A 20,976-nucleotide genomic window follows, 5' to 3' on the forward strand; every position below is an offset into this window, starting at 1 on the left:
GGAACACCACCCGGATCCCTGCACAGGTTTCCCGCAAGGAAGCAGCCGCTGATTGACTCTTGTTCACAGCATTGTCATTCTGCACTCGCCCGTATCGTGCGGGCAGCACAGTAAGAGCCCCTGAGCCACCGGATCGTTGCGGTAGCTGAGGGGCTCTTGCATTGCCCGGTTCCCGGCCGCAGTGCCCGGTTCCCGGCGGGCGCCGGGCAACACAGCCACATAGGCTTGGACCATGACTTCAGCTGGCCGTTTCGCCCCGAGCCCTTCCGGCGAACTACACGTCGGCAATCTCCGTACGGCCATCCTGGCCTGGCTCTTCGCGAAGTCCACTGGCAGGGACTTCCTGCTGCGCGTGGAGGACCTGGACCGGGCTCGGTCCGGCGCCGAAGCAGAGCAGCTCCGCGACCTGCAGGCCGTCGGCGTCAGGTGGGACGCCGCCGTCGTACGCCAGACTGAGCGCACGGCGCTCTACGACGAAGCGATTGCGCGCCTCACCGCTGATGGTCGCACCTATGAATGCTTCTGTACCCGCCGGGAAATCCAGGAAGCACCGTCGGCGCCGCATGCGCCGCAGGGCGCGTATCCAGGGACGTGCCGGCGGTTGTCCCACGCTGAACGGGAGATCCGGCGCGCGTCACGTCCGGCGTCGATCCGGCTCCAAGCGGACGTTTCTGAGTGGGCTGTTGAGGACCAGTTGCGCGGCAATTATGTGGGCGTGGTGGATGACTTTGTGCTGCGTCGGAATGACGGAGTCACCGCCTACAATCTGGCAGTGGTGGTGGACGACGCCGCCCAGGGAATCGATCAGGTGGTGCGCGGCGACGACCTCCTCCCCTCCACCCCCCGGCAGGCCTACTTGGCGACGCTGCTGGGCCTGCCCATTCCCGAATATGCCCACGTTCCGCTGGTGGTAAACCACGACGGCGCGAGGCTGGCAAAGCGCGACGGTGCGGTCACGCTGGGCGACCTCGCCGCCGTCGGAAATACTGCCGACAGGGTCCGCAACCTGATCCTTGAATCGGTGGGCCTGCCGGCCGGAACCTTGGGGGAGGCGCTGCCGTACTTCCACCCCCGGAGCCTCCCCAAGGAGCCGTGGGTGTGGAAAACTCGCCGGCCCTGAACAGCCCAGCACGTAGGCTGTCTGGATGCATGCACAGGTGATCGCCCCAGGTTTCGAACCCGTCGCCGAGCTCTTCGGCAGCTTCCTTGATCAGGATCCGGACTATTCGGCGCAAGTCGCCGCCTACCATCGCGGCGTCAAAGTGCTGGACCTCAGCGGCGGACCGCATATCCGCCCGGACTCGGTCACGGGCGTCTTCTCCTGCTCCAAAGGCATGGCGGGCCTGGTGATGGCGTTGCTGGTTCAGGACGGCACCTTGGACCTTGATGCCGAGGTGACCAAGTATTGGCCGGAGTTTGGTGTCGAAGGGAAAGCCTCGATCACCGTTGCGCAGCTTTTGTCTCATCAGGCCGGGCTCCTGGGGGTGGAAGGCGGCCTCACCCTCCACGAGGTCAACAACTCCGGGCTTGCAGCCGCCAAGCTCGCCAAACTTCCGCCACTATGGAAACACGGCGCTGCTTTCGGCTACCACGCGCTGACCATCGGTATCTTCATGGAGGAGCTGTGCCGCCGCATCACCGGTTCCACCCTCCAAGACGTCTTTGAACAGCGGATCCGGGCCGTGACCGGTGCCCACTTCTACCTTGGCCTGCCCGACGCCGAAGAGGCCCGCTTCGCACCCTTCCGCTGGGCTGCCGATCCGTCGTGGCCGTGGGTGGATCCTGCCAGCCACGTCGGCCTTGCGGCCAACTCGGCCGTGGGTGACATCCTGGACTTGCCCAACATCCGGGAGGTGCGGTCTGCGGGGCTGAGCTCGGTCGCTGGTGTGGCCAGCGCGGAAGGGATGGCAAGGATCTACGCTGCAGCGCTGACCGGGTTGGCGGGCGAACCCGGTGCTCCCCCTCTCCTTACGGAGGAGACAATCCGTGCGGTGACCAGCGAGCAGGTCTTCGGAATCGACCGCGTCTTTGGGGAGACCGGCTGCTTCGCCACGGTGTTCATGAAGTCCCACACTCGGATGCCGTTCGGCAGCTACCGCGCGTTCGGGCACGACGGCGCCAGCGCATCTTTGGGGTTCGCGGACCCTGTGTATGAACTCGGCTTTGGGTACGTGCCCCAGCAGGCGGAGCCCGGGGGAGTGGGCTGCCGCAACTTCCAGCTGAGCGCGGCGGTGCGGGAAGTGATTGCCGGCCGCGCCACTTAACTGCTGAGCTGCGTTGTAGAGGCGAGCTGGGCTGCCGGGACTCCAGCCGCCATGCCTGCCCAGAGGGTGTCGGTGGTAGCGGTGACCACGTCCTCCACTGACGTCCCGTCCAAGTGCCCGCCGGCCGCTAGAAGGGCAGTCCCGTGAAGGCTTACGAAGCACACCATGGCCAGTGTCCCGGGGTCGCCGTCGGCCAGGACGCCGGCTTCCTGGGCCTCGGCGATCATGGCTTGGGCAACGTGGATTCCTTGCGCGCCGGTGTTGCGCAGTTCCTCGCTGGAATCGGGGTGGTGTTTGGTGGAGTACATCACTGTCAGCAAGGCGGGGTGCTCAACGGCAAAGTCGACGTAGGCCTTGCCGACGCGGACGAAGCGGCCGCGGAGGTCATCGCCGGACTGGGTGGCATCCCGGATGAGTCGGTTCATCGACTGAAAGCCAGCCAGCGCCACGGCGTCGATCAGGGCTTGCTTGTCACGGAAGTGTTTGGCCGGGGCACCGTGGCTGACGTTGACATCACGGGCCAGCTGGCGCAGCGAGAGTCCGTCCACGCCGGCTTCTTCAATAGTCTCCATGGCTCGCTCCAGGAGGGCCTCCCGGAGTTTGCCGTGGTGGTAGGGCTGGTCGGTCATGGTTCAAGTCTAAGCCAATGTTGTCATTGACAACAAAGTAGACAGTGCCTACCATGTAGACAGCGACTACATCAGTCTCCGACTCAACGGATTGGATTCCGCCATGACCATGACCTACGCAGGTACCACTGCACTCATTACAGGTGCCAGCTCCGGCCTCGGCGCTGAGTTCGCCGGACAATTTGCTGCCCGGGGCTCCAACCTCGTCCTGGTGGCCAGGCGCGCAGACCGTCTGGAGGAGCTGGCCCAGGACTTGCGCTCCCGCCACGGAATCACGGTGACCGTGCTCCCCATGGACTTGGGCCGTGCAGGAGTGGGTCGCGAGCTCTTCGACTCACTGGCCGGCCGCGGGATTACCGTGGACACCCTGGTCAACAACGCGGGTTTCGGTACCCACGGGCCTTTGGTTGAGGAAGATCCGGACACTATTGCCTCTGAGATTTCCTTGAACGTGGCCGCCCTGGTGGACATCACCCGGGCCTTCCTGCCGGAACTGCTCGCCTCCGGGAAAGGTGCCTTGGTGAATGTCGCCAGCACCGCCGCCTTCCAGCCCATTCCCGGCATGGCCGTTTACGGCGCCACCAAGGCCTTCGTCCTGAGCTTCACCGAGGCCGTCGCCCACGAAACCAAGAACTCCGGACTGAACGTCCTGGCCCTTTGTCCCGGGGCGACGCGCACTGAGTTCTTCGACGTCCTCGGCGGTGAGTCCGCAGCAGTGGGCAAAATGCAGACCTCTGAGCAGGTTGTCGGAACAGCGCTTAAAGCTCTGGGCCGCAAGGACACACCCGGCAGTGTCGTTTCGGGGTGGGTCAACCGGGTGACGGCCGGATTTGCCCAGCGCTTGCCGAGGGCTGTCACCGTCGCCATCGCAGCCCGCGCTGTACAGGACTGGTAGAACACGTCCACGGCGCTTCCTGTCCCGGAACACCCGATAGCCTGAACATGGGATCGATCGCCGTTGGTCCCATGTTCAACCCGGAGGCCAGCATGACCGAACCACACTTCACTGTAGAAACAGCCCAGGTCCTGGCGGAGGTGGCCCACAACAGGCAGAAGGACAAGCTCAAGCGCCCGTACCGCGAGCATGTCCTGGCAGTAGGCGATGCTCTGGCCGACTTTGACGCGGACATCCAGATCGCCGGCTACCTTCACGACATCGCCGAGGACACACCCATCACCCGGCAGGCCCTGCTGGAAATGGGAGTTTCCGAGCGTGCGGTAGACATCATCGAGCGCGTCACCAGGCGCTTCCACGACGATCCGGATGATTACGACGCCGGCATCCGTTTCGTTGCCGAGGACCATGACGCCACGTTGGTGAAGATCGCGGACAACGCCCACAACTCGCTCCCGGAACGGGTTCAGGCCCTTGCGGAGAAGTGGCCGGAAAAGCCGCCGGTCACCCGCTACGCCGACGCCCGGCCTGTGCTGTACACGGCCGTTCCCCGCGACGAGGTCAGGATGATCCTGGAACGGATCAACCCATACCTGCTCGAGGAACTGGACGAGATCGCTCCCGAGTAACTCATGCGCGCCCGTTGTGGGGCCTGCTCTGCGTGCCTCGGCGACGAAATGGGGCGTAGAGCAGGCCCCGCAACGCAGGGAAGTGCCTTAGCCCGCGGCGGTTTCCAGTCGACGGAGTGCCGCGGCCCGGCCCTTGTGGCCGCGTCGTTCGTCGTAGGCGATGGACAGGCCCAGGACCAGCATCATGACCAAAATGCACACCGGAACGGATGCACCTGCTGCGGCCAGGGCAATGGTTGATGCTAAGCCCAAGACCACCAGTGTGGAGCTCCAGAGGTGTTCCCGGTCCATGCCGAGCAAGATGCCGTACAGCGTGCTGAGCGAAACCTTGAACAAAATAACTGGGATGGCGATGGAAGCCACCGCAGCGGCCGCAGGAATGTGGGTTTCATGATCAATGAAGTACGCGGCAACGTGCAGGCCCGCGCCGGTGGCGGCAATAGCTGCAAAGACGGGCATGTGCCCATAGCCAAACACCCACGAACGATGCCGCTGGACGTGCAATGCCGGGCCTGAGGGCAGGATGAAGTAGATCCACCACATGGCGAAGGCTAACCCGGTGCCACTCAGTCCAACCAGTGCTGCATCCATGGACCACTGGTGGGTAGCAACAATGGCGCGCAGGGTTTCAATGGCGCCAATCAAGCATTCGCCCAGGGCGATGATGGCTAGAAGCCCGTACCTTTCCGCGATGTGATGGGCGTGCCACGGGGTGCGGATCTTACGTTCCGCGAAGTACGGTGCCGCCATCTCCATGACGAACAGCGGAGCTGCCATCAGGAAAGTGGTGAGGACGTTGGCGTCGATCAAGAGGACCGCCACCCACCCAATCTGGACGACTGCCACGTATTTCGCATAGCGCAAACAGGTGTCCCGACGTGCCGGGTCCTGGCGGGCTGCGCGCAACCATTGGAAGATCAGGGCCACACGCATGACGATGTAGCCCAGCACCATGGTGAAGTTGTCCACGTGCTTGCCGTCGATGATGGAGTGGAATACCGGTTCGATGCCCATGGCCAGGATGAGGACGCCCACCATCTGCACCATGGTCACTACGCGGAACACCCAATCATCGGTGTCGTAGGCGCTGGCGAACCACGTGAAATTGATCCAGGCCCAGATCACGGCGAACATGGCGAACGAAAACGCCAGAAGCCCCGGCCAAAAGTGCGCTTCCGCCACAGCATGGGCAAATTGGCTGCCCGCAACACCGAAAGCGATGACAAAGGTCAGGTCGAAGAAGAGCTCCAGCGGGGTTGCTGTGCGGTGCTTTTCATGGGGATCGCGGCCGCCCATGCGGGACAGCGCATGGCGAAGGGGATTCGAGGACATGGCTCAAAGATTACCGCTGCCCCTGCCTCCACGCCGAGATCGCCGGAATACGTCGGGATCGCCGGTTAGCTCCAGCGAACCCGCAGCGTTCCGGCGATCCCGCGGGAAGGAGTTACACCCGCCCCAGCACGTCGATGTCCTCGAGGAAGTCCTGATGCACCTCGGGGCTCACGGTGGTGCGGGTGTCACCAATCGCGTCGAGGTAGTCCTGTGTCTCGGGACCCTTGCGCCCGTTGGACCTGGCCCCGGACCCGGCCCCGGACGCAGCGCTGGCTGAACCGCCTAAAGCAGCCCCGTCGTCGTACACTGCTTTTTCCAAAGCGCGCTGGGAGGCGCTGCGGGCCGCGAACTCGATGTCGGCGGGCGAGAAGCCTTCCGTCCGTTCCACCAGCTGGGCGATGTCCACGGAATCCACCACCGTGGCGGGGATGAAGCGCTGCCACATGGCTTCGCGGGCGTGGACGTCCGGGAGGCCGATGGGGATGACGTAGTCGAACCGGCCGTGGCGGAGGAATGCGGTGTCCAGGGCGCGGATGAAGTTGGTGGCGCAGACCAGGAGCCGGCCGGGTTGTTCGCGGAAGGCCGGGATGATCTTGAGGAGCTCGTTGGTGACGCCCTGCAATGGCGACGGCGGATCGCCGGCACGCTGCGATGCGATCTCTTCAACCTCGTCGATGAACACCACGGCGTGCTCCAGCTCGGCGATCTCCAGGAAGGTCTCGCGCAGGGCGCCCGCCAGGCCCTTGGGGTCAGCGGCCAAGCGCGACGGGAAGACTTCCACGAACGGCCACTCAAGCCGCGACGCAATGGCCTTGGCAAACGTGGTCTTTCCCGTACCCGGCGGACCGAACAGCACAACGGCGCGCGGGGGCACCACGCCATATTCGTCGGCGAGGTCGGCCTCAGCCAAGGGAAGCACCAGCCGTCGTTCCAGCAGTTCCTTCTCGCGGCGCATGCCAGCAACGTTTTCCCACAGATCACGGGCAAGGATGCGGCCACCGAGCAGGCTCAATGGCTCCAACTCCTGCCGCTGAACGGGAATGGTGCGCTCGAAATAGCGCAGGTTCTTCTTGACCACGAAGCCCCGCCCCAGGAAGGCTTCCACGCGGGTTTCGGTTTCAGGCATGAGCGCGGACAGCTTGTTGAGGCCGTGCGGGGCCATGCGGTTCTCGACGGCGGACAGCAGCGAGGTGCCGATGCCGCGGCCGCGGAACTCGGTGAGCGTGGCCAGGAAGACGATCCAGCCTTGATCGTGTGCGGCACGTCCGACGGCGGCGCCCACCACTTGATCGCCCTGCACCGCCACCACCGCATGGTCCTTTTCGCAGGAAGCGAGGACCTCGGACAACGCGTACACCGGTTCCACGCCGTCGGCCTTGAGCGACTCCCAGAGGTGAAGGATGCCATCGAGATCGGACGAATGGAAGTCCCTGATGCGCCAGTTGCTCATGGGTGATGCTCCTGAGTTTGCTAAGTGAGTCGCCGTTGATTCCTTGTGGTTGAGCATAGGCGAACCACCGGTGCCGGACGTTGCACGCCCGTTGCGTTACGAAACTCCTACTGCACTGGACGCAACCGCAAACCCTGCATGCCGCCGTCGACCGCCAGCGAGGTTCCCGACGTCGAGCCTGACAGCGGGCTCGCAAGGTACGCGACGGCGCCGGCCACCTCTGCGGCGTCAACCAGCCGGCCGTGGGGCTGCCGGGCGTTGAGGGCGGCGCGCTCGCCGGCGGGGTCGGCAGCGGAATCCAACAGCCGTCCCACCCAGGGGGTGTCAGCGGTGCCGGGATTGACGCAGTTGACGCGGATCCCCTCACGGACGTGGTCTGCTGCCATGGCGAGCGTCAGGGACAACACTGCACCCTTCGACGCCGAGTACAGGGCGCGCTGCGGGAGTCCGGCCGTGGCCGCGATGGAACAGGTGTTCACGATCGCCGCTGCCGGGGATTCGCGCAGATACGGCAAAGCTGCGCGGCTGACGCGGGCGATGCCCACAACGTTGACGTTGAGGACGCGCAGCCACTCGTCGTCGGCGTTCGCCGCAATGTCGCCTTGGGCGCCGATTCCGGCGTTGTTGATCACGATGTCCAACCGGCCAAACTGCCCCACAACGGCGTCGACGGCGGCACGCACCGACGCGTCATCGGCCACATCGCACTGGACGCCAAAGTGCGTGCTGGTTTCCGGGGCGAGGTCCAGGACGGCGACCTGAGCGCCTCCGGCAGCAAGGCGGTCCGCTATGGCCGCCCCGATGCCGGAGGCACCGCCGGTCACGAGGGCTGCGAGACCCTCAAAGTCGTTGCCCACCGAGGGCGCTGCGGCTGCCATCAGGCGTTGACGTGGGCGGGAGCGGCTGCATCGGACACGGAACCGGCCTGTGCCCTGAAGTACTCCTGGCGCTGGCGTCCCAGTCCTTCGATCTCCAACTCCACGATGTCGCCGGGCTGGATGTAGGGGAAGCGGCCGGATAGTGCAACGCCCTCGGGGGTCCCGGTGATGATTACGTCCCCGGGCTCCAGGACCATGTATTGGCTCAGGTGGTGCACGATGGTGGCCGGGTCGAAGATCATGTCCGACGTGCTGGAATCCTGGCGGGCTTCACCCTTGACCAAGGTCTGGAGGCGCAGGTTGCTTGCGTCGATCTCGGAGGCCGGGACCAGCCACGGGCCCAGGGGAGTGGAGCCGGGGAGGGACTTGCCTTTGGTCCACTGTCCCGCAGCACCGGGAATTTGGTAGGCGCGCTCGGAGAGGTCGTTCGCCACGGCGTAGCCGGCGATGCAGGCTTCCGCCTCCGAGACTGAGGAAAGGTATGACGCTTCCCGGCCGATCACGATGGCCAGTTCCACTTCCCAGTCGTACTTTTCCGACGACGGCGGGATGGGAGCGGCGTCGAACGGTCCGGCGATGGTGTTGGTGGGCTTGAGGAAGACCACAGGAACCTCGGGTGGTGTGGCACCCGACTCGGCAGCATGGGCGGTGTAGTTGAGGCCGATGGCCACCACTGCACCCGGGCGGGCAACCGGCGCACCGATGCGCTGGCCTTCGGGGGAGATCTCGGGAAGTTCCCCGCTCTTCAGGGCTTCGCGGGTGCGCTCGATGCCATCCGAGGCGAGGAATCCGCCGTCGATATCCTGGGTCAGGGGCATGAGGCTGAAGTATTTCTCGGTGCCGTCGGCGTCCTGGGCGATGACGGCCGGTTGTTCGTTTCCGGCCGTACCCAGCCTGGCGAATTTCAAGGTCATGGCTTCCTCCGTGTTCGGGACTAACATCCGAGCTCTAGTGTGGTGTTCTCCCCCATAATACGGAAATGTGACCCATTGACAAGCAAGACATCGGATGTTTAGGCTCGGTGAAGAATCGTGACGCACTTCAGGAGCCGCATGAGCATCATCACCGCAATGGATACGTTCGATATCCGCTTTCCAACATCCCTTGAGCTGGATGGCTCCGACGCCATGAATCCGGACCCGGACTACTCCGCGGCATACCTGATCATCCGCACGGATGCCGGGGATGGACACGAGGGCCACGGCTTCGTGTTCACCATCGGCCGGGGGAATGAGGTGGAAACGGCGGCGATCAACGCGCTCCGTGGTCACCTCCTCGGCGCTGATGTTGAGGCGCTGCTGGCTGACATGGGAGCCACGTGGAAGCTGCTGGCCCATGACTCCCAGCTCAGGTGGCTGGGCCCCGAGAAGGGTGTCATGCACATGGCCATCGGAGCCGTGGTCAATGCGCTGTGGGATTTGAAGGCCAAACGTGCCGGGCTGCCGCTCTGGGAGCTGTTGGCCGGTATGACGCCGGAAGAGCTCGTGGCACTCGTTGACTTCCGCTACCTCACCGACGCACTTACTCCCGAGGAAGCGCTGGACATCCTACGCGCCGCCGAACCCGGCAGGGAAGCGCGGAAGGCGGCACTTCGCGCCGAGGGTTACCCCGCGTACACCACGACGCCGGGCTGGCTGGGGTACAGCGACGGGAAACTGACGCGGCTGGCCAAGGAAGCCGTTGCCGATGGTTTCACCCAGATCAAGTTGAAGGTAGGTGCGTCTTTGGAGGACGACATCCGCCGCGTACGGACGGCACGCGCTGCTGTTGGGCCCGACATCAAGATTGCCGTGGATGCCAACCAGCGCTGGGATGTCCAGGAAGCCATCGACTGGATAGCCCACCTTGCCCCCTATGACATTGCCTGGATTGAGGAGCCCACCAGCCCGGACGACATCCTGGGCCACGCCGCCATCGCCCGCGGGGTAGCCCCGATTCCCGTGGCCACAGGCGAACACGTGCAGAACCGGGTGGTGTTCAAGCAAATGCTGCAGGCCGGCTCGCTGCAGGTCCTGCAGATTGATGCCGCCCGGGTGGCAGGAGTGAACGAGAACCTCGCCATCCTCCTGCTCGCTGCAAAATTCGGCGTCAGAGTGTGTCCGCATGCAGGTGGCGTTGGCCTGTGTGAAGCCGTGCAGCACCTGTCCATGGTGGACTTCATCGCCGTGTCCGGCACCAAGGAAGGCCGGACCATCGAGTTCGTGGACCACCTCCATGAACACTTCATCACACCCGTTGACGTCCACGACGGCGCGTACTGGCCGCCGTCGAATCCTGGAGCCGGAAACGAAATGCTCCGTGAAACACTGGCCGCGTACAGCTTTCCGAACGGCCCCGTATGGAAGGAATCCCGTTGATCCAGCACGCACCTTGGTTCGAGGAGGCACGCTTGGGCATGTTCGTGCACTGGGGCCTCTACGCCCTGCCGGCACGCCACGAGTGGGTGATGAACCAAGAGGAAACAACGGTGGAGGAGTACTCCAAGTACTTCCGGCGCTTCGATCCGGACCTCTATGACCCCCATGAGTGGGCCCGGGCCGCACGCAACGCAGGGATGAAGTACGTGGTCCTCACCACCAAGCACCACGATGGCTTCTGTCTGTGGGACTCCGCCCTGACGGACTACAAAGCCACCAACACGCCCGCCGGCCGGGACTTGATCGCTCCCTATGTGGACGCGCTCCGGGCCGAGGGATTGAAGGTCGGTTTCTACCACTCACTCATCGACTGGCACCACCCCGACTTCACCGTGGACGGGGTCCATCCCCAACGCAACGCGGCCGACGTCGAAAGCTTGAACGCCGGGCGCGACATGGACCGATACCGCCAGTACCTGCACGGCCAGGTGCGTGAGCTCCTCACCAACTACGGCACCATCGATTACCTGTTCTTCGACTTCTCCTACACAGGCGGACACCAAGAGGAATATTGGGGCGGCAAAGGCCGGAAAGACTGGGACTCAGACGCCTTGCTCGCCATGATTCGGGAGCTGCAGCCAGCCATTGTGGTCAACGACCGCCTGGAAATCCCGGGAGACCTGGTCACGCCGGAGCAGTACCAGCCTGCCGGCCCCATGATGGACGACGGCGAACCGGTCACCTGGGAAGCCTGCCAGACGCTGAACGGCAGCTGGGGCTATGACAGGGACAACCTGAACTACAAGCCCGTTGACCTGCTCATCCGGATGCTGGTGGATGGTGTGTCCAAGGGCGGCAACCTGTTGCTCAACGTGGGCCCCACTGGAAGGGGCAGCCTGGATCCGCGGGCGCTGGGTTCGCTGGAGGGCATTGGTGAATGGATGAAACTGCACTCGCGCGCCATCTACGGGGCCGGAGCCTCGCCCTTTACCGCGCCGACGGATGCCCGCTACACGCAGCGTGGTGACAGGCTGTACGTCCACCTCTTTGCGTGGCCCTTCGAATACGTCCACCTGCCGGACCTCGCCGGCAAGGTGGAATACGCCCAGCTGCTGAACGACGCCTCGGAGGTGTTCCTGCGGGAACTGGACCCCGCCCAGCAAGCCATGAACATGACCCCGGGCGGCCAACCACCCGGAACACTCACCATCAAGCTTCCCGTTCAAAAACCCGATGTCGCGGTGCCAGTGCTGGAACTTTTCCTGAAGCCCTCAGCCCTCCGGCAAGAGGCCGTCCATGGCTGAGAGCATCGCCCTCCACACCAAGCTCAAGCCGGGAACCGAGGACGAATACGCCGACGCCCACGCGCACATCCCGCCCGAACTGGTGGCGGCTCTCAAAGAGGCCGGGGTGAAGAACTGGCGGATCTGGCGCAGCGGTCTGGATCTCTTCCATGTGGTGGACGTCGAAAACTACCAAGCCATGCGGCACGCGCTCGCCGACCACCCCTCCAACGTTCCGTGGCAGGCCCGGATGGGTGAACTTTTAGCGGTCCAGGATGATTACTCGGGGGAGGATGCGGGTATCCAGAAGGTATGGGAACTGCCATGAACTCACTTGGCCCGGGGACATTGGGCAATCTTGGCTTCGGTGGTGCGGGCATCGGGAACCTGTACCGGGCCATTCCGGACGGGGAAGCGCTCGCCACCGTTCTAGCCGCTTGGGACGCCGGCATCCGCTACTTCGATACCGCTCCGCACTACGGCCTGGGCCTGTCCGAGCAGAGATTGGGTGCCGTTCTCCGGGACAAGCCCCGCGACGAGTTTGTCATCTCCACCAAGGTGGGCCGGCTGCTGGAGCCCAACGCCGCCGGTGGGCAGGACCCCGAGGGCTTCGATGTCCCCGCCACCACGCGTCGCGTGTGGGACTTCTCCGAGAAGGGAATCCGGCGCAGCATCGAGGACTCGCTGGAACGGCTTGGCGTGGACCACGTGGACATTGCCTATCTTCACGACCCCGATGTCCACGATCTCCACGCCGGCATCTCCCAGGCACTCCCGGTACTTGAGAAGCTGCGCTCCGAGGGAATGGTCAGGGCCATCGGTGTGGGAATCAACTCGGCCGAGGCTGCGCTGGAATGCGTCGAATCCGCCGACCTCGACCTCGTGATGCTGGCCGGCCGCTACACCCTGCTTGAGCAGCCCAGCGTCCCGCTGCTTGACCGCTGTGTGCAGCGCCGCACCGGCGTCGTCAGCGTTGGTGCCTACAACTCGGGCCTCCTGGCCCGGCCCGAGGTCCCCGAGGGCGCGCACTACAACTACCACCAGGCGCCCCCGGACGTGCTGGCGCGGGCGCGGCGCCTGGCGGCTGTCTGCCGCGACTTTGGCGTGGAACTTCCGACGGCGGCACTGCAGTTCCCGCTGCGGCATCCCGCTGTGGTGAACGTGACCGCTGGGGCCACTTCTCCTGAACAGGTGGCCACGAACGCATCCCGGATGGAAGCGCCCGTGCCGGAGGAGCTCTGGGACGCGTTGGAGGCGGCCGGGCGTGATTGACTCGCATCTGCACCTGTGGACGGTGGATTCCTTCGTCACCGGCGGAGTGCGCCCCTATGGATGGCTCGGCCCGCAGCACGGTGCGCTCTACCGGAGTTTCGGGGAGGACGAAGCCCGCGAGAGGCTGGAGGCCGCCGGAGTTCGGGGAGCGGTGCTGGTCCAGGCCGACGATACCGTTGCCGACACCGAAGCCATGCTGGCCGTAGCTGCGCGGAATCCTTGGGTGCTGGGCGTGGTGGGCTGGATCCGGCTGGATTCGCCTTCCGAGGCCGCGGAGCAGTTGGCGCGCTTCGGTGCCCAGCCTGTGTTTAGGGGCGTGCGGCATCTGATCCATGATGATCCGCGGGCTGATTTTCTTGACCTGCCCGCCGTTCGTGAGTCGCTGGCGATGGTGTCAGCGCGGGGGCTCGCCTTTGACGTTCCGGATGCGTTTCCGCGGCATCTGGAAGCTGCAGTGCGGCTGGCCCGGGACCTCCCGGAACTGACCGTTGTCCTGGATCATCTGGGCAAGCCTCCGTTCGGCGATCCTGACGTCATGGATTCGTGGCGCGCCGACTTCCGAGCCCTAGGCCGGGAGCCCAATGCCGTGGCCAAACTCTCCGGACTCCACCTGCCCGGCGTTGAGTATGAACCGGAGACACTGCGGCCGCTGTTCGAAACCGCTGTGGAGGCTTTCGGGCCAGAGCGCTTGATGATCGGCGGCGACTGGCCGGTCAGTACCCTCGGGGCCCCTTATGGCAGGACGCTGGATGTGTTGCTGGAACTGGTGTCATCCCTGAGCCCGTCCGAGCAGGACGCCGTCCTCGAAGAGACCGCGATCCGGACTTACGGCTTGGCGGTCACCCCTCTGGCCGAGGGTTAGAGCGCCTGCCGCAGCCAGTTCTCCACGCCACTGATGTGCACCGTCACCAGTGCGCGTACCAGTTCGGCGTCTCCCCGCTCCAGCGCGTCTGCGATCGCGTGATGCTCGGCCAACGTGTGGGCCACAGCTTTTTCCTGTGTCAGTCCGCGCCAGATCCGTGCCCGGACGGTGCTGCTGGACAGGGCCTCCAAAAGACTGCCGAGGTAGTCGTTTCCCGCGGCTTCGGTGATGATGCTGTGGAACTCGAGGTCATGGGCCACAAGTTCCTCGACGTCCGTGTTCTCGTTGATGCCGTCCATGGTGCTCCGGAGGGCCAGCAGTTGGTCGGGCGTCATTTTGCCCGCGGCCAAGTGCGCGGTAGCCGGTTCAAGGATCCGCCTGACCTCAAAGAGTTCCAGAATGGACCTATCCTGATGCAGGTCCACCACGAACGCCACGGCTTCGTTGAGCAGCTTGGCGTCGAGGCTGGTCACGTAGGTTCCGTCACCGCGGCGGACGTCCAGCACGCGGATCAGTTCGAGGGCTTTGACCGCCTCGCGCAGGGAACTCCTGGAGAGGCCAAGCCGCTCGCTCAGTTCCCTTTCCGGCGGAAGTCGATCGCCGGCCTTGAGTTCCCCGCGGATCAGCATGTCTTTGATCTTGCTGATCGCCTCGTCTGTGACAGCCATGGACCAATAGTAGCCACGAATGATCCGATGTCTGCCTCCGCCGCGTCCCCACCCAACTGAGTCGCAGTTGAGCGCGTTTTCAGTGCTCAAAACGCGCTCAGCTGCGACCTGGTTGGGGGCGTTAACGCACGACGGCGACACCCGGGTTCCGATTGTTACGGAACCCGGGTGCCGCCGTCGTGATTCAGCGGTTGTTGCTTGTTACTTATCGCCGCCGGGAAGCGGACGGTTGGCGATCACCGGCGCGCTGCCGGTGTAGCCGTCGCGGGTGGCAGCAAGCTCATGAATTTGCTTGCGGCACAGGAACCAGCCCCAGACCATGAGTCCGCAGGCAATCGCAGTGACCAGCATGGTCAAGGGGGACTCGATGAACACCATGATCAGGACGGCCGCCAGGAAGATCAAGGACAACCAGCCGGTGTACGGGGCACCAAACATCCGGAAGGACGGGCGTTTGACCCATCCCTTGTCGGCCCAGCGTTTGAGCTGCATCTGGCACAGGACGATGGTGGCCCAGGTGACGATGATGCCAACTGATGCGACGTTGAGCACGATTTCGAAAGCATCGGCCGGGACCAGGTAGTTCAGCGGAACACCGAGGAGGGAAACGCCGGCGGTGATGGCGATGCCACCGTAGGGGACGCCTGCCTTGTTCATGCGTTGGGCGAACTTCGGGGCAGAGCCGGCCACCGACATGGAGCGGAGGATGCGGCCTGTGGAGTAAAGCCCGGCGTTCAGCGAGGACAGTGCTGCGGTGAGAACCACAAGGTTCATGATGACGTCCACGCCCTCAACGCCGATGGAACCGAAGAACGTCACGAACGGGCTGACACCCTTTTCGTAAGTGGTGTACGGCAAGAGGAGCGCCAGCAGAATCACGGAGCCAACGTAGAAGAGGGCGATGCGGATGACCACGGAGTTGATGGCCTTGGGCATGATCTTTTCCGGGTTGGCAGTTTCGCCGGCTGCAGTGCCGATAAGTTCAATCGACGCGTAGGCGAAGAGCACACCCTGCATGAGGATGATCATGGGAAGGACGCCGTTGGGGAAGACGCCGCCGTTGTCTGCGATGAGGCTGAAGCCGACTTCCTGGCCCTCCACCGGGGTGCCGAAGATGACGAAGTAGGAGCCCACCAGGAGGAAGGCCACCAGTGCTGCCACCTTGATCAGCGCGAACCAGAACTCCATTTCACCGAAGACCTTCACGGAGACCAGGTTGAGGCAGAGCACTACAACCAGCGCAATGAGCGCCCACGCCCACTGCGGAACGGCACCTATCCAGGCGACGTATTTGCCGAAGAACTCCATGTAGAGCGCCGCTGCGGTGATGTCCACGATGGTGGTGGTGGCCCAGTTGATCCAGTAGAACCAGCCCGAAACGAAGGCTGCCTTTTCGCCGTAGAACTCACGGGCGTAGGAAACGAAGGAACCCGACGACGGGCGGTGCAGAACCAGTTCACCGAGAGCGCGGAGGATCAGGAAGGCGAAGAAACCACAGATTGCGTACGCGATGACAAGGGAGGGGCCAGCTGCGTTAAGTCGGCCGCCGGCGCCCAGGAACAGTCCGGTGCCGATTGCGCCGCCGATCGCGATCATCTGGATCTGGCGGGGCTTAAGGTCCTTGTGGTAGCCGGCGTCCTCCTTGTGGAGGGCTTTCTCGCTGGCGTGCGCTTGGGCCGGGACCGTGTGGTCCGTGATGGGGTTGGTCATTGGAATCCTTAGGAGTGTCCTGTTGGGGGGTGTCCTGGGCGCGTCCGGCTCGGGGGTCCGGGCACGCGGAACAGCGCCTCGTGGGGTATGCCTCATCGGGCGGGACGGCTGACTGTAGCCGTGGGCTTACTGGCCAGTTTCGGCCTATTTACTCAGGTTTGCCAGACGCTCCGGGCTGAGCAGTTCCTCAAGCTGGGCCGCGGTCAGGAGACCATGTTCCAGAACGAGTTCTGCCACACCCTTGCCCGTTGCCAGCGCCTCCTGGGCGATAGCGGTGGCGGAGGCGTAACCGATATGGGGGTTCAATGCCGTGACGAGACCGATCGACTGCTCCACGGTAAGCCGTAGCCGTTCGGTGTTGGCGGTAATGCCCCGGACGCAGCGTGCTGTAAGGGTGCGGCACGCTGCTTCCAGGTGGGAGATGCTCTTGTGCAGGCTATGCACAATGATCGGTTCGAAGGCGTTCAGCTGAAGCTGGCCCGCCTCCGCGGCCATGGTGACAGTGACATCGTTGCCGATGACTTCATACGCCACCTGGCTGACCACTTCCGGGATCACCGGATTGATCTTGCCGGGCATGATCGACGAGCCGGACTGCACTGCCGGAAGGTTGATCTCGCCCAAACCTGCACGCGGTCCTGAGGACAGCAAGCGGAGATCGTTACAAATCTTGGAAAGCTTCACTGCCACGCGCTTCAGGACACCGGACAGGTGCACGAACGCACCAACGTCCTGGGTAGCCTCAATGAGGTCGGCGGCAGTGAGGAGCGGAAGACCAGTGATTTCGGCCAAGTGGCGGCACGCGGCCTCCGCGTAGCCTGCCGGCGCATTCAAACCCGTGCCGATGGCGGTGGCACCAAGGTTGATCTCGTGGATCAACATGTGGGACTCGTCCAGCCGTGCCCGGTCCTCGCCGATGGTCACGGCATAGCCACCGAATTCCTGGCCCAGCGTCATGGGGACGGCATCCTGGAGCTGGGTGCGTCCCATCTTCACCACAGTCCGGAACTCCCGGCCCTTTTCAGCGAAGGCGAGCTCGAGTTCCTCGAGGGCTTCCAAGAGCTCCTTCACGGAGAAGATCGTGGCCAGATTCACCGCCGTCGGGTAGACGTCGTTGGTGGACTGGCTCAGGTTCACGTGGTCGTTCGGGTGCAGCTTGGAGTACTCGCCCTTGGGGTGCCCCAGGATTTCCAGTGCACGGTTGGCGATGACCTCGTTGGCGTTCATGTTGGAGCTGGTTCCGGCGCCGCCCTGGATCACGTCCACCATGAACTGCTCGTGGAGCATGCCGTCCATGATGTCCTGGCAGGCCTGCACGATGGCATCCGCCTTCTCGGCATCCAGGAGGCCAAGCTCGTGGTTGGTGCGGGCCGCGGCCTGCTTCACTGCGGCCAAGCCGCGGACCAAGTGCTTGTTGGTGGAGAGCGGCTGCCCGGTAATGGGGAAGTTCTCCATGGCGCGGAGGGTGTGGACGCCCCAGTAGGCATCCGCGGGTACATCACGGTCGCCCAAAAGGTCGTGTTCGGAACGGAGGGGGATCGCCTGATCGACGGTGGTCATAGCTGTCCTTGGTTTAGTTACTGAAAATGTGGGCCGCGCGGAGCTCGCCGACCGGAAGGCCGCCGCCCAGCACGGGTGGGCTCTGAAGCGTGTCCAAGCTGCCGCTGTCGACGCCCAGCCGGCGAAGAACCTCAACGGTGACAGGCATACGGGCGCGATCGCCGCCGTCGGAAATCTTGACGGCCACACCGGTGCCATCCGGGAGCCCCACCAGCTGGAGTCCCTCAAAGCCGTCCTTCGCGATGAGTCCCGGTACGGCCCGCATGATGGCGGTGACGTCGCGGCCTTCGCCGGCCACCATTTCAGGGAATCGACGCATGGCGTGGGCGACTTTGCCCTCATCGGTGCTTGCGTCGGCAGCAGCGAGGCGGCCATAAGCCCGGGCCATGCCGTGCAAGGAGTGGGCGAAGAGCGGGGTCCCGCAACCGTCCGTACTCACGGCAGCTGCTTCCTCGCCGGTGAGGTCCGTGATGGTGTCGCGGACCAGGACCTGCAAGGGGTGCTCAGGGTGCAAATACCCCTCCACAGGCCAGCCGTTGATGACGCAGACGGCGGTCATGGAAGCGTGTTTACCGGAACAGTTCTGCGCGAGCTGGGTGGGACCGTTGCCGGCGCGGAGCCATTCTTCGCGCTCCTGAACGCCGTACGGCAGGTCCGTGCTGTTGCCCAGTGCCGCTTCTGTGAGGCCGTGCAGCTTCAGGATTTCAGCGGCTCCGTCGCGGTGCATCTGTGCGCCAGAGTGGCTGGCAGCGGTGAGAGCCAGGAGGTTTTGGGGGATGTCCAAACCGGCCTTGAGCAGCGCCACGGCCTGCAGCGGCTTCAGGCTTGAACGCGGGTACATCGGCGCGTCCGGTTCGCCGGCTTCGACCGCGGTTGTGCCGTCTTCAGTGAGGGCAATCAGCGAGCCGTAGTGGATGCTCTCCACCAGGCCGTCGCGGGTTACCTCGACGAGGGGGACGTGGTGCGGCGCTTTGAGGTTTTGTGCCGCTATTTGGTGGGGCGGTGCTGCGGGGGCGGGCATGGTGTCCTTTGGGATATTCATTTGCTGAGGATCGTGTCCAGTGCCACGCTGACGGCCTGCAGGTGGGCGGCCATCGCTTTGCTTGCGGCTTCGGAGTCGCCTGCTTCGATTGCGTTGAGGACGGCGACGTGTTCCTCGTCCGAACGGTGTTGCCGGTCAGCGACGAGGTTGAGGGTTTCCGACTGGTGGGCCAGTGCCTCGCGGATATCCGAGACGACGCTGGCGAACACCCGGTTTCCGCTGGCGCGGGCCACAGCAGAGTGGAAGCTCGCGTCCAGGTTCACCCAGGCTTCGGGGTCGTTCTCGCTGAGCATTTCCTGGACGATCTCTTTGAGGTGTTCAAGCTCTTCTTCGGTGCGGCGCTGGGCGGCGAGGCCCGCTGCCGGGATCTCGATGTGCGGGCGGGCCTCGTTGAGATCACGCGCGCTGTACTGACCCAAGGTAAGGTCGTTAGCAACCTTGTTGGCCACAATGAACGTGCCCTTGCCCGTCTTGGTCACGGTGAGGCCCAAGGTATTGCAGGATCGCAGCGCTTCACGAATGACGGAGCGGCTGACGCCGTACTGGCCCGCCAGTGTCGCTTCCGAGCTCAGCTTGGTGCCGATATCGAACTGGCCGCCCTCGATCGCACGCCTCAGCGCCGCGAAGACCGCTTCAGCTGCGGAGATGCGGGAAATGGGCATATGCCCGCCCTGGGGCTCTTGCTGTCCGGCTGTCCGGCTGTCTGACAGGTTCACGCTTTGAATATGGCACGGGTCACAAGCGACTGTCAACGCTGAAAGGCTTGCTTCAGGGTTTGGGGGCTGGTGAAGGCCCTCTTCACGCTGTCACCACGGCTTTCTGTCGGGACGAGCCATCCTTGACACAATGGACCATGCTCTTCACCAAAAAGTCCCTCATGCAGGACGGGTTCACCGGATTCCGGCCGCTCGACGAACTCGATCCCATGAGGATTCCCCAAGGCCCCGGCGTCTTCGCCATCCTTTGCCCCGCGGATTTTGACCCTGTATTTCTTAGTAAGAGCACTGCCGGCACGTTCAAGAAGAAGGACCCCTCGCTCAAACGGGAAGCCTTGGAAGCCGAGTGGATTGCGGATGCTTCCGTGCTGTATCTGGGCAAAGCGAGCGCCGGCAGCCAGGGTAACCGAGGGCTTCGCAAGCAGATCCAGGAATTCATGGACTACGGCCGCGGACGGCCCACCGTTTTCTGGGATGCCCGGCTCATCTGGCAACTACGGGATGCCTTAGACCTCATTGTTGCCTGGAAGGAGCTCCCCGCCTCCGAGGTCAATGCCGCCGAAGTCGACTACCATTCTGACTTTGTTTCGTCTTTCGGGCGGCTTCCGTTCGCCAACCTCGTCCAAGCGCGTCCCAAGAAGTAGCGAACAGGGCACGACGGCGTTACATGAGTTCCGCCTCGGCCTCCCGCCCGCTGTGCGTTCGGCGCATAATGGCAACCATGACGGCCACCAACCCCGTTGGAAGCAGATTGCATGGGCCTCGCATCACAGTTGAGGTACCCGTACTCCGTATTGGCGACGGAGCCTCCGACTACGAGGGTCTGGCCCGGTTCGTTGATGCCCTCCGTAAACCTTCGGGGTTGCACCTGACATTGCTGCACGTCGGGATCCTCGATGACTTGGTCCAGGACATCGTGGCGTGGACCAAAGGAGTAGCGAGGCCTGAGCATGTGCTCCCTGAAGTCGCCAGTTGGTTGACGGAGTTGCCTGTTTTGGCCGGATTCCTTGGCAAATCGGACTGGCTGATTCCCTTGGGTGGCGGACGGGTCATGGGCTTGGAAGTGGATGTTCCACAAGAAGTTCACGACTACCAGGCGCTCCTGCTGCAGGGTTTGCACTTTCTTCTGGACGATCTTGGACTCGACAACGTTGACGACTTCATCCTCAGCTCACCTGCCCTTGGTTACAGGTCTCCCCGATGGGTTCCGCATATTGCTGTCGGGAAAGCCCGCACGCGGCACGAACCGGTGGTCGAGATCGCTCCCGTTGCCATCGAGTTTGGCGATTCCCGCATCCGGAACGGGCAGGCACTGTCCTCGGCACAGTGAATTGTTGTTGGGAAGTACAGTGAATTGTTGTTGGGAAGTGACGCATGGGAAGTTCTACAGCCGGTAAAATACGACGTGTCTCCCGTTTTCTACCTGAGG

The 20,976-nt window shown here is 63.8% G+C and carries 21 protein-coding genes; 11 read left to right on the forward strand and 10 right to left on the reverse strand.

Annotated elements, in window-relative coordinates:
* Positions 1 to 232 precede the first annotated feature (232 nt).
* Both gluQRS and RQH14_RS04025 read left to right on the forward strand, forming a co-directional pair.
* On the forward strand, positions 233 to 1,120 hold the full coding sequence (gluQRS, locus tag RQH14_RS04020; protein WP_311212048.1) for a tRNA glutamyl-Q(34) synthetase GluQRS: 888 nt from the start codon (positions 233 to 235) through the stop codon (positions 1,118 to 1,120).
* Between the two features lie 25 nt (positions 1,121 to 1,145).
* Positions 1,146 to 2,264 (forward strand): serine hydrolase domain-containing protein, encoded by a 1,119-nt coding sequence (locus RQH14_RS04025; protein WP_311212049.1) that lies wholly within the window; start codon positions 1,146 to 1,148, stop codon positions 2,262 to 2,264.
* Here RQH14_RS04025 and RQH14_RS04030 read toward each other — a convergent pair.
* Entirely contained in the window at positions 2,261 to 2,893 is a 633-nt protein-coding gene (locus RQH14_RS04030) for a WHG domain-containing protein (protein WP_311212050.1), read from the reverse strand. The genes RQH14_RS04025 and RQH14_RS04030 overlap by 4 nt on opposite strands.
* 103 nt (positions 2,894 to 2,996) lie before the next feature.
* Between RQH14_RS04030 and RQH14_RS04035 the strand changes: the two genes are divergently transcribed.
* Entirely contained in the window at positions 2,997 to 3,788 is a 792-nt protein-coding gene (locus RQH14_RS04035; RefSeq protein WP_311212051.1) for an SDR family oxidoreductase, read from the forward strand.
* A 47-nt stretch (positions 3,789 to 3,835) separates the two neighbouring features.
* Complete coding sequence (locus RQH14_RS04040) at positions 3,836 to 4,417, forward strand: HD domain-containing protein (RefSeq protein WP_311212052.1); 582 nt, start codon at positions 3,836 to 3,838, stop codon at positions 4,415 to 4,417.
* A gap of 87 nt (positions 4,418 to 4,504) precedes the next feature.
* Here RQH14_RS04040 and RQH14_RS04045 read toward each other — a convergent pair whose 3' ends face one another.
* The 4 genes from RQH14_RS04045 to RQH14_RS04060 all read right to left on the reverse strand — a co-directional run bounded on the left by RQH14_RS04045 (position 4,505) and on the right by RQH14_RS04060 (position 8,991).
* Complete coding sequence (locus tag RQH14_RS04045) at positions 4,505 to 5,749, reverse strand: low temperature requirement protein A (protein WP_311212053.1); 1,245 nt, start codon at positions 5,747 to 5,749, stop codon at positions 4,505 to 4,507.
* 112 nt (positions 5,750 to 5,861) lie between these two features.
* On the reverse strand, positions 5,862 to 7,199 hold the full coding sequence (locus RQH14_RS04050) for a GNAT family N-acetyltransferase (protein ID WP_311212054.1): 1,338 nt from the start codon (positions 7,197 to 7,199) through the stop codon (positions 5,862 to 5,864).
* Positions 7,200 to 7,306: 107 nt separating this feature from the next.
* Positions 7,307 to 8,077 (reverse strand): SDR family oxidoreductase, encoded by a 771-nt coding sequence (locus RQH14_RS04055; RefSeq protein WP_311212055.1) that lies wholly within the window; start codon positions 8,075 to 8,077, stop codon positions 7,307 to 7,309.
* Positions 8,077 to 8,991, reverse strand: coding sequence for a fumarylacetoacetate hydrolase family protein (locus RQH14_RS04060; RefSeq protein ID WP_311212056.1), 915 nt, complete (start codon positions 8,989 to 8,991; stop codon positions 8,077 to 8,079). The genes RQH14_RS04055 and RQH14_RS04060 overlap by 1 nt, the downstream gene beginning before the upstream one ends.
* 138 nt (positions 8,992 to 9,129) lie before the next feature.
* On the opposite strand from RQH14_RS04060, the gene RQH14_RS04065 reads away from it, so the two are divergent.
* From RQH14_RS04065 to RQH14_RS04085, 5 genes are read left to right on the forward strand one after another with little or no spacing between them, the layout of a single operon-like run.
* The gene (locus tag RQH14_RS04065; RefSeq protein WP_311212057.1) at positions 9,130 to 10,434 is read left to right on the forward strand and encodes an L-fuconate dehydratase; all 1,305 of its coding nucleotides are present in this window, start codon (positions 9,130 to 9,132) and stop codon (positions 10,432 to 10,434) included.
* Complete coding sequence (locus tag RQH14_RS04070) at positions 10,431 to 11,738, forward strand: alpha-L-fucosidase (RefSeq protein ID WP_311212058.1); 1,308 nt, start codon at positions 10,431 to 10,433, stop codon at positions 11,736 to 11,738. Before RQH14_RS04065 ends, RQH14_RS04070 begins: the two co-directional genes overlap by 4 nt.
* Positions 11,731 to 12,045: an L-rhamnose mutarotase gene (locus RQH14_RS04075; protein WP_311212059.1), complete on the forward strand. Its 315-nt coding sequence runs from the start codon at positions 11,731 to 11,733 to the stop codon at positions 12,043 to 12,045. The genes RQH14_RS04070 and RQH14_RS04075 overlap by 8 nt, the downstream gene beginning before the upstream one ends.
* Entirely contained in the window at positions 12,042 to 12,989 is a 948-nt protein-coding gene (locus RQH14_RS04080; protein ID WP_311212060.1) for an aldo/keto reductase, read from the forward strand. The genes RQH14_RS04075 and RQH14_RS04080 overlap by 4 nt, the downstream gene beginning before the upstream one ends.
* Positions 12,982 to 13,851 carry an amidohydrolase family protein gene (locus RQH14_RS04085; RefSeq protein ID WP_311212061.1) on the forward strand — a complete coding sequence of 290 codons (870 nt, stop codon included), beginning with the start codon at positions 12,982 to 12,984 and terminating at the stop codon, positions 13,849 to 13,851. Before RQH14_RS04080 ends, RQH14_RS04085 begins: the two co-directional genes overlap by 8 nt.
* Here the strand turns inward: RQH14_RS04085 and RQH14_RS04090 are convergent.
* The 5 genes from RQH14_RS04090 to RQH14_RS04110 all read right to left on the reverse strand — a co-directional run bounded on the left by RQH14_RS04090 (position 13,848) and on the right by RQH14_RS04110 (position 19,547).
* Positions 13,848 to 14,519: a FadR/GntR family transcriptional regulator gene (locus RQH14_RS04090; protein ID WP_311212062.1), complete on the reverse strand. Its 672-nt coding sequence runs from the start codon at positions 14,517 to 14,519 to the stop codon at positions 13,848 to 13,850. The genes RQH14_RS04085 and RQH14_RS04090 overlap by 4 nt on opposite strands.
* A gap of 201 nt (positions 14,520 to 14,720) precedes the next feature.
* A complete protein-coding gene (locus RQH14_RS04095) occupies positions 14,721 to 16,229 on the reverse strand; it encodes an amino acid permease (protein WP_311212063.1) in 1,509 nt (502 codons plus the stop codon).
* Between the two features lie 144 nt (positions 16,230 to 16,373).
* Complete coding sequence (gene aspA / locus RQH14_RS04100) at positions 16,374 to 17,789, reverse strand: aspartate ammonia-lyase (RefSeq protein WP_311212064.1); 1,416 nt, start codon at positions 17,787 to 17,789, stop codon at positions 16,374 to 16,376.
* A 13-nt stretch (positions 17,790 to 17,802) separates the two neighbouring features.
* Positions 17,803 to 18,831, reverse strand: coding sequence for an asparaginase (locus RQH14_RS04105; RefSeq protein WP_396136284.1), 1,029 nt, complete (start codon positions 18,829 to 18,831; stop codon positions 17,803 to 17,805).
* Positions 18,828 to 19,547 (reverse strand): FadR/GntR family transcriptional regulator, encoded by a 720-nt coding sequence (locus RQH14_RS04110; RefSeq protein ID WP_311212065.1) that lies wholly within the window; start codon positions 19,545 to 19,547, stop codon positions 18,828 to 18,830. Before RQH14_RS04110 ends, RQH14_RS04105 begins: the two co-directional genes overlap by 4 nt.
* Before the next feature lie 137 nt (positions 19,548 to 19,684).
* Here RQH14_RS04110 and RQH14_RS04115 point away from each other — a divergent pair, with 137 nt between their 5' ends.
* Both RQH14_RS04115 and RQH14_RS04120 read left to right on the forward strand, forming a co-directional pair.
* Positions 19,685 to 20,191 (forward strand): hypothetical protein, encoded by a 507-nt coding sequence (locus tag RQH14_RS04115; protein ID WP_311212066.1) that lies wholly within the window; start codon positions 19,685 to 19,687, stop codon positions 20,189 to 20,191.
* Between the two features lie 77 nt (positions 20,192 to 20,268).
* Positions 20,269 to 20,877 (forward strand): hypothetical protein, encoded by a 609-nt coding sequence (locus RQH14_RS04120; RefSeq protein WP_311212067.1) that lies wholly within the window; start codon positions 20,269 to 20,271, stop codon positions 20,875 to 20,877.
* The last annotated feature ends 99 nt before the right edge of the window (positions 20,878 to 20,976 follow it).

This window comes from Arthrobacter sp. WCS2018Hpa-7 (assembly GCF_031843805.1).
In the GTDB taxonomy this organism is placed as follows: domain Bacteria; phylum Actinomycetota; class Actinomycetes; order Actinomycetales; family Micrococcaceae; genus Arthrobacter.

Coding starts and splice junctions, on each gene's coding strand:
- RQH14_RS04060 (WP_311212056.1), bottom strand. CDS start 8,991: ATGACCTTGAAATTCGCCAGGCTGGGTACGGCCGGAAACGAACAACCG.
- RQH14_RS04050 (WP_311212054.1), bottom strand. CDS start 7,199: ATGAGCAACTGGCGCATCAGGGACTTCCATTCGTCCGATCTCGATGGC.
- RQH14_RS04090 (WP_311212062.1), bottom strand. CDS start 14,519: ATGGCTGTCACAGACGAGGCGATCAGCAAGATCAAAGACATGCTGATC.
- RQH14_RS04045 (WP_311212053.1), bottom strand. CDS start 5,749: ATGTCCTCGAATCCCCTTCGCCATGCGCTGTCCCGCATGGGCGGCCGC.
- gluQRS (WP_311212048.1), top strand. CDS start 233: ATGACTTCAGCTGGCCGTTTCGCCCCGAGCCCTTCCGGCGAACTACAC.
- RQH14_RS04025 (WP_311212049.1), top strand. CDS start 1,146: ATGCATGCACAGGTGATCGCCCCAGGTTTCGAACCCGTCGCCGAGCTC.
- RQH14_RS04115 (WP_311212066.1), top strand. CDS start 19,685: ATGCTCTTCACCAAAAAGTCCCTCATGCAGGACGGGTTCACCGGATTC.
- aspA (WP_311212064.1), bottom strand. CDS start 17,789: ATGACCACCGTCGATCAGGCGATCCCCCTCCGTTCCGAACACGACCTT.
- RQH14_RS04030 (WP_311212050.1), bottom strand. CDS start 2,893: ATGACCGACCAGCCCTACCACCACGGCAAACTCCGGGAGGCCCTCCTG.
- RQH14_RS04075 (WP_311212059.1), top strand. CDS start 11,731: ATGGCTGAGAGCATCGCCCTCCACACCAAGCTCAAGCCGGGAACCGAG.
- RQH14_RS04120 (WP_311212067.1), top strand. CDS start 20,269: ATGACGGCCACCAACCCCGTTGGAAGCAGATTGCATGGGCCTCGCATC.
- RQH14_RS04105 (WP_396136284.1), bottom strand. CDS start 18,831: ATGAATATCCCAAAGGACACCATGCCCGCCCCCGCAGCACCGCCCCAC.
- RQH14_RS04080 (WP_311212060.1), top strand. CDS start 12,042: ATGAACTCACTTGGCCCGGGGACATTGGGCAATCTTGGCTTCGGTGGT.
- RQH14_RS04055 (WP_311212055.1), bottom strand. CDS start 8,077: ATGGCAGCCGCAGCGCCCTCGGTGGGCAACGACTTTGAGGGTCTCGCA.
- RQH14_RS04095 (WP_311212063.1), bottom strand. CDS start 16,229: ATGACCAACCCCATCACGGACCACACGGTCCCGGCCCAAGCGCACGCC.
- RQH14_RS04040 (WP_311212052.1), top strand. CDS start 3,836: ATGGGATCGATCGCCGTTGGTCCCATGTTCAACCCGGAGGCCAGCATG.
- RQH14_RS04065 (WP_311212057.1), top strand. CDS start 9,130: ATGAGCATCATCACCGCAATGGATACGTTCGATATCCGCTTTCCAACA.
- RQH14_RS04035 (WP_311212051.1), top strand. CDS start 2,997: ATGACCATGACCTACGCAGGTACCACTGCACTCATTACAGGTGCCAGC.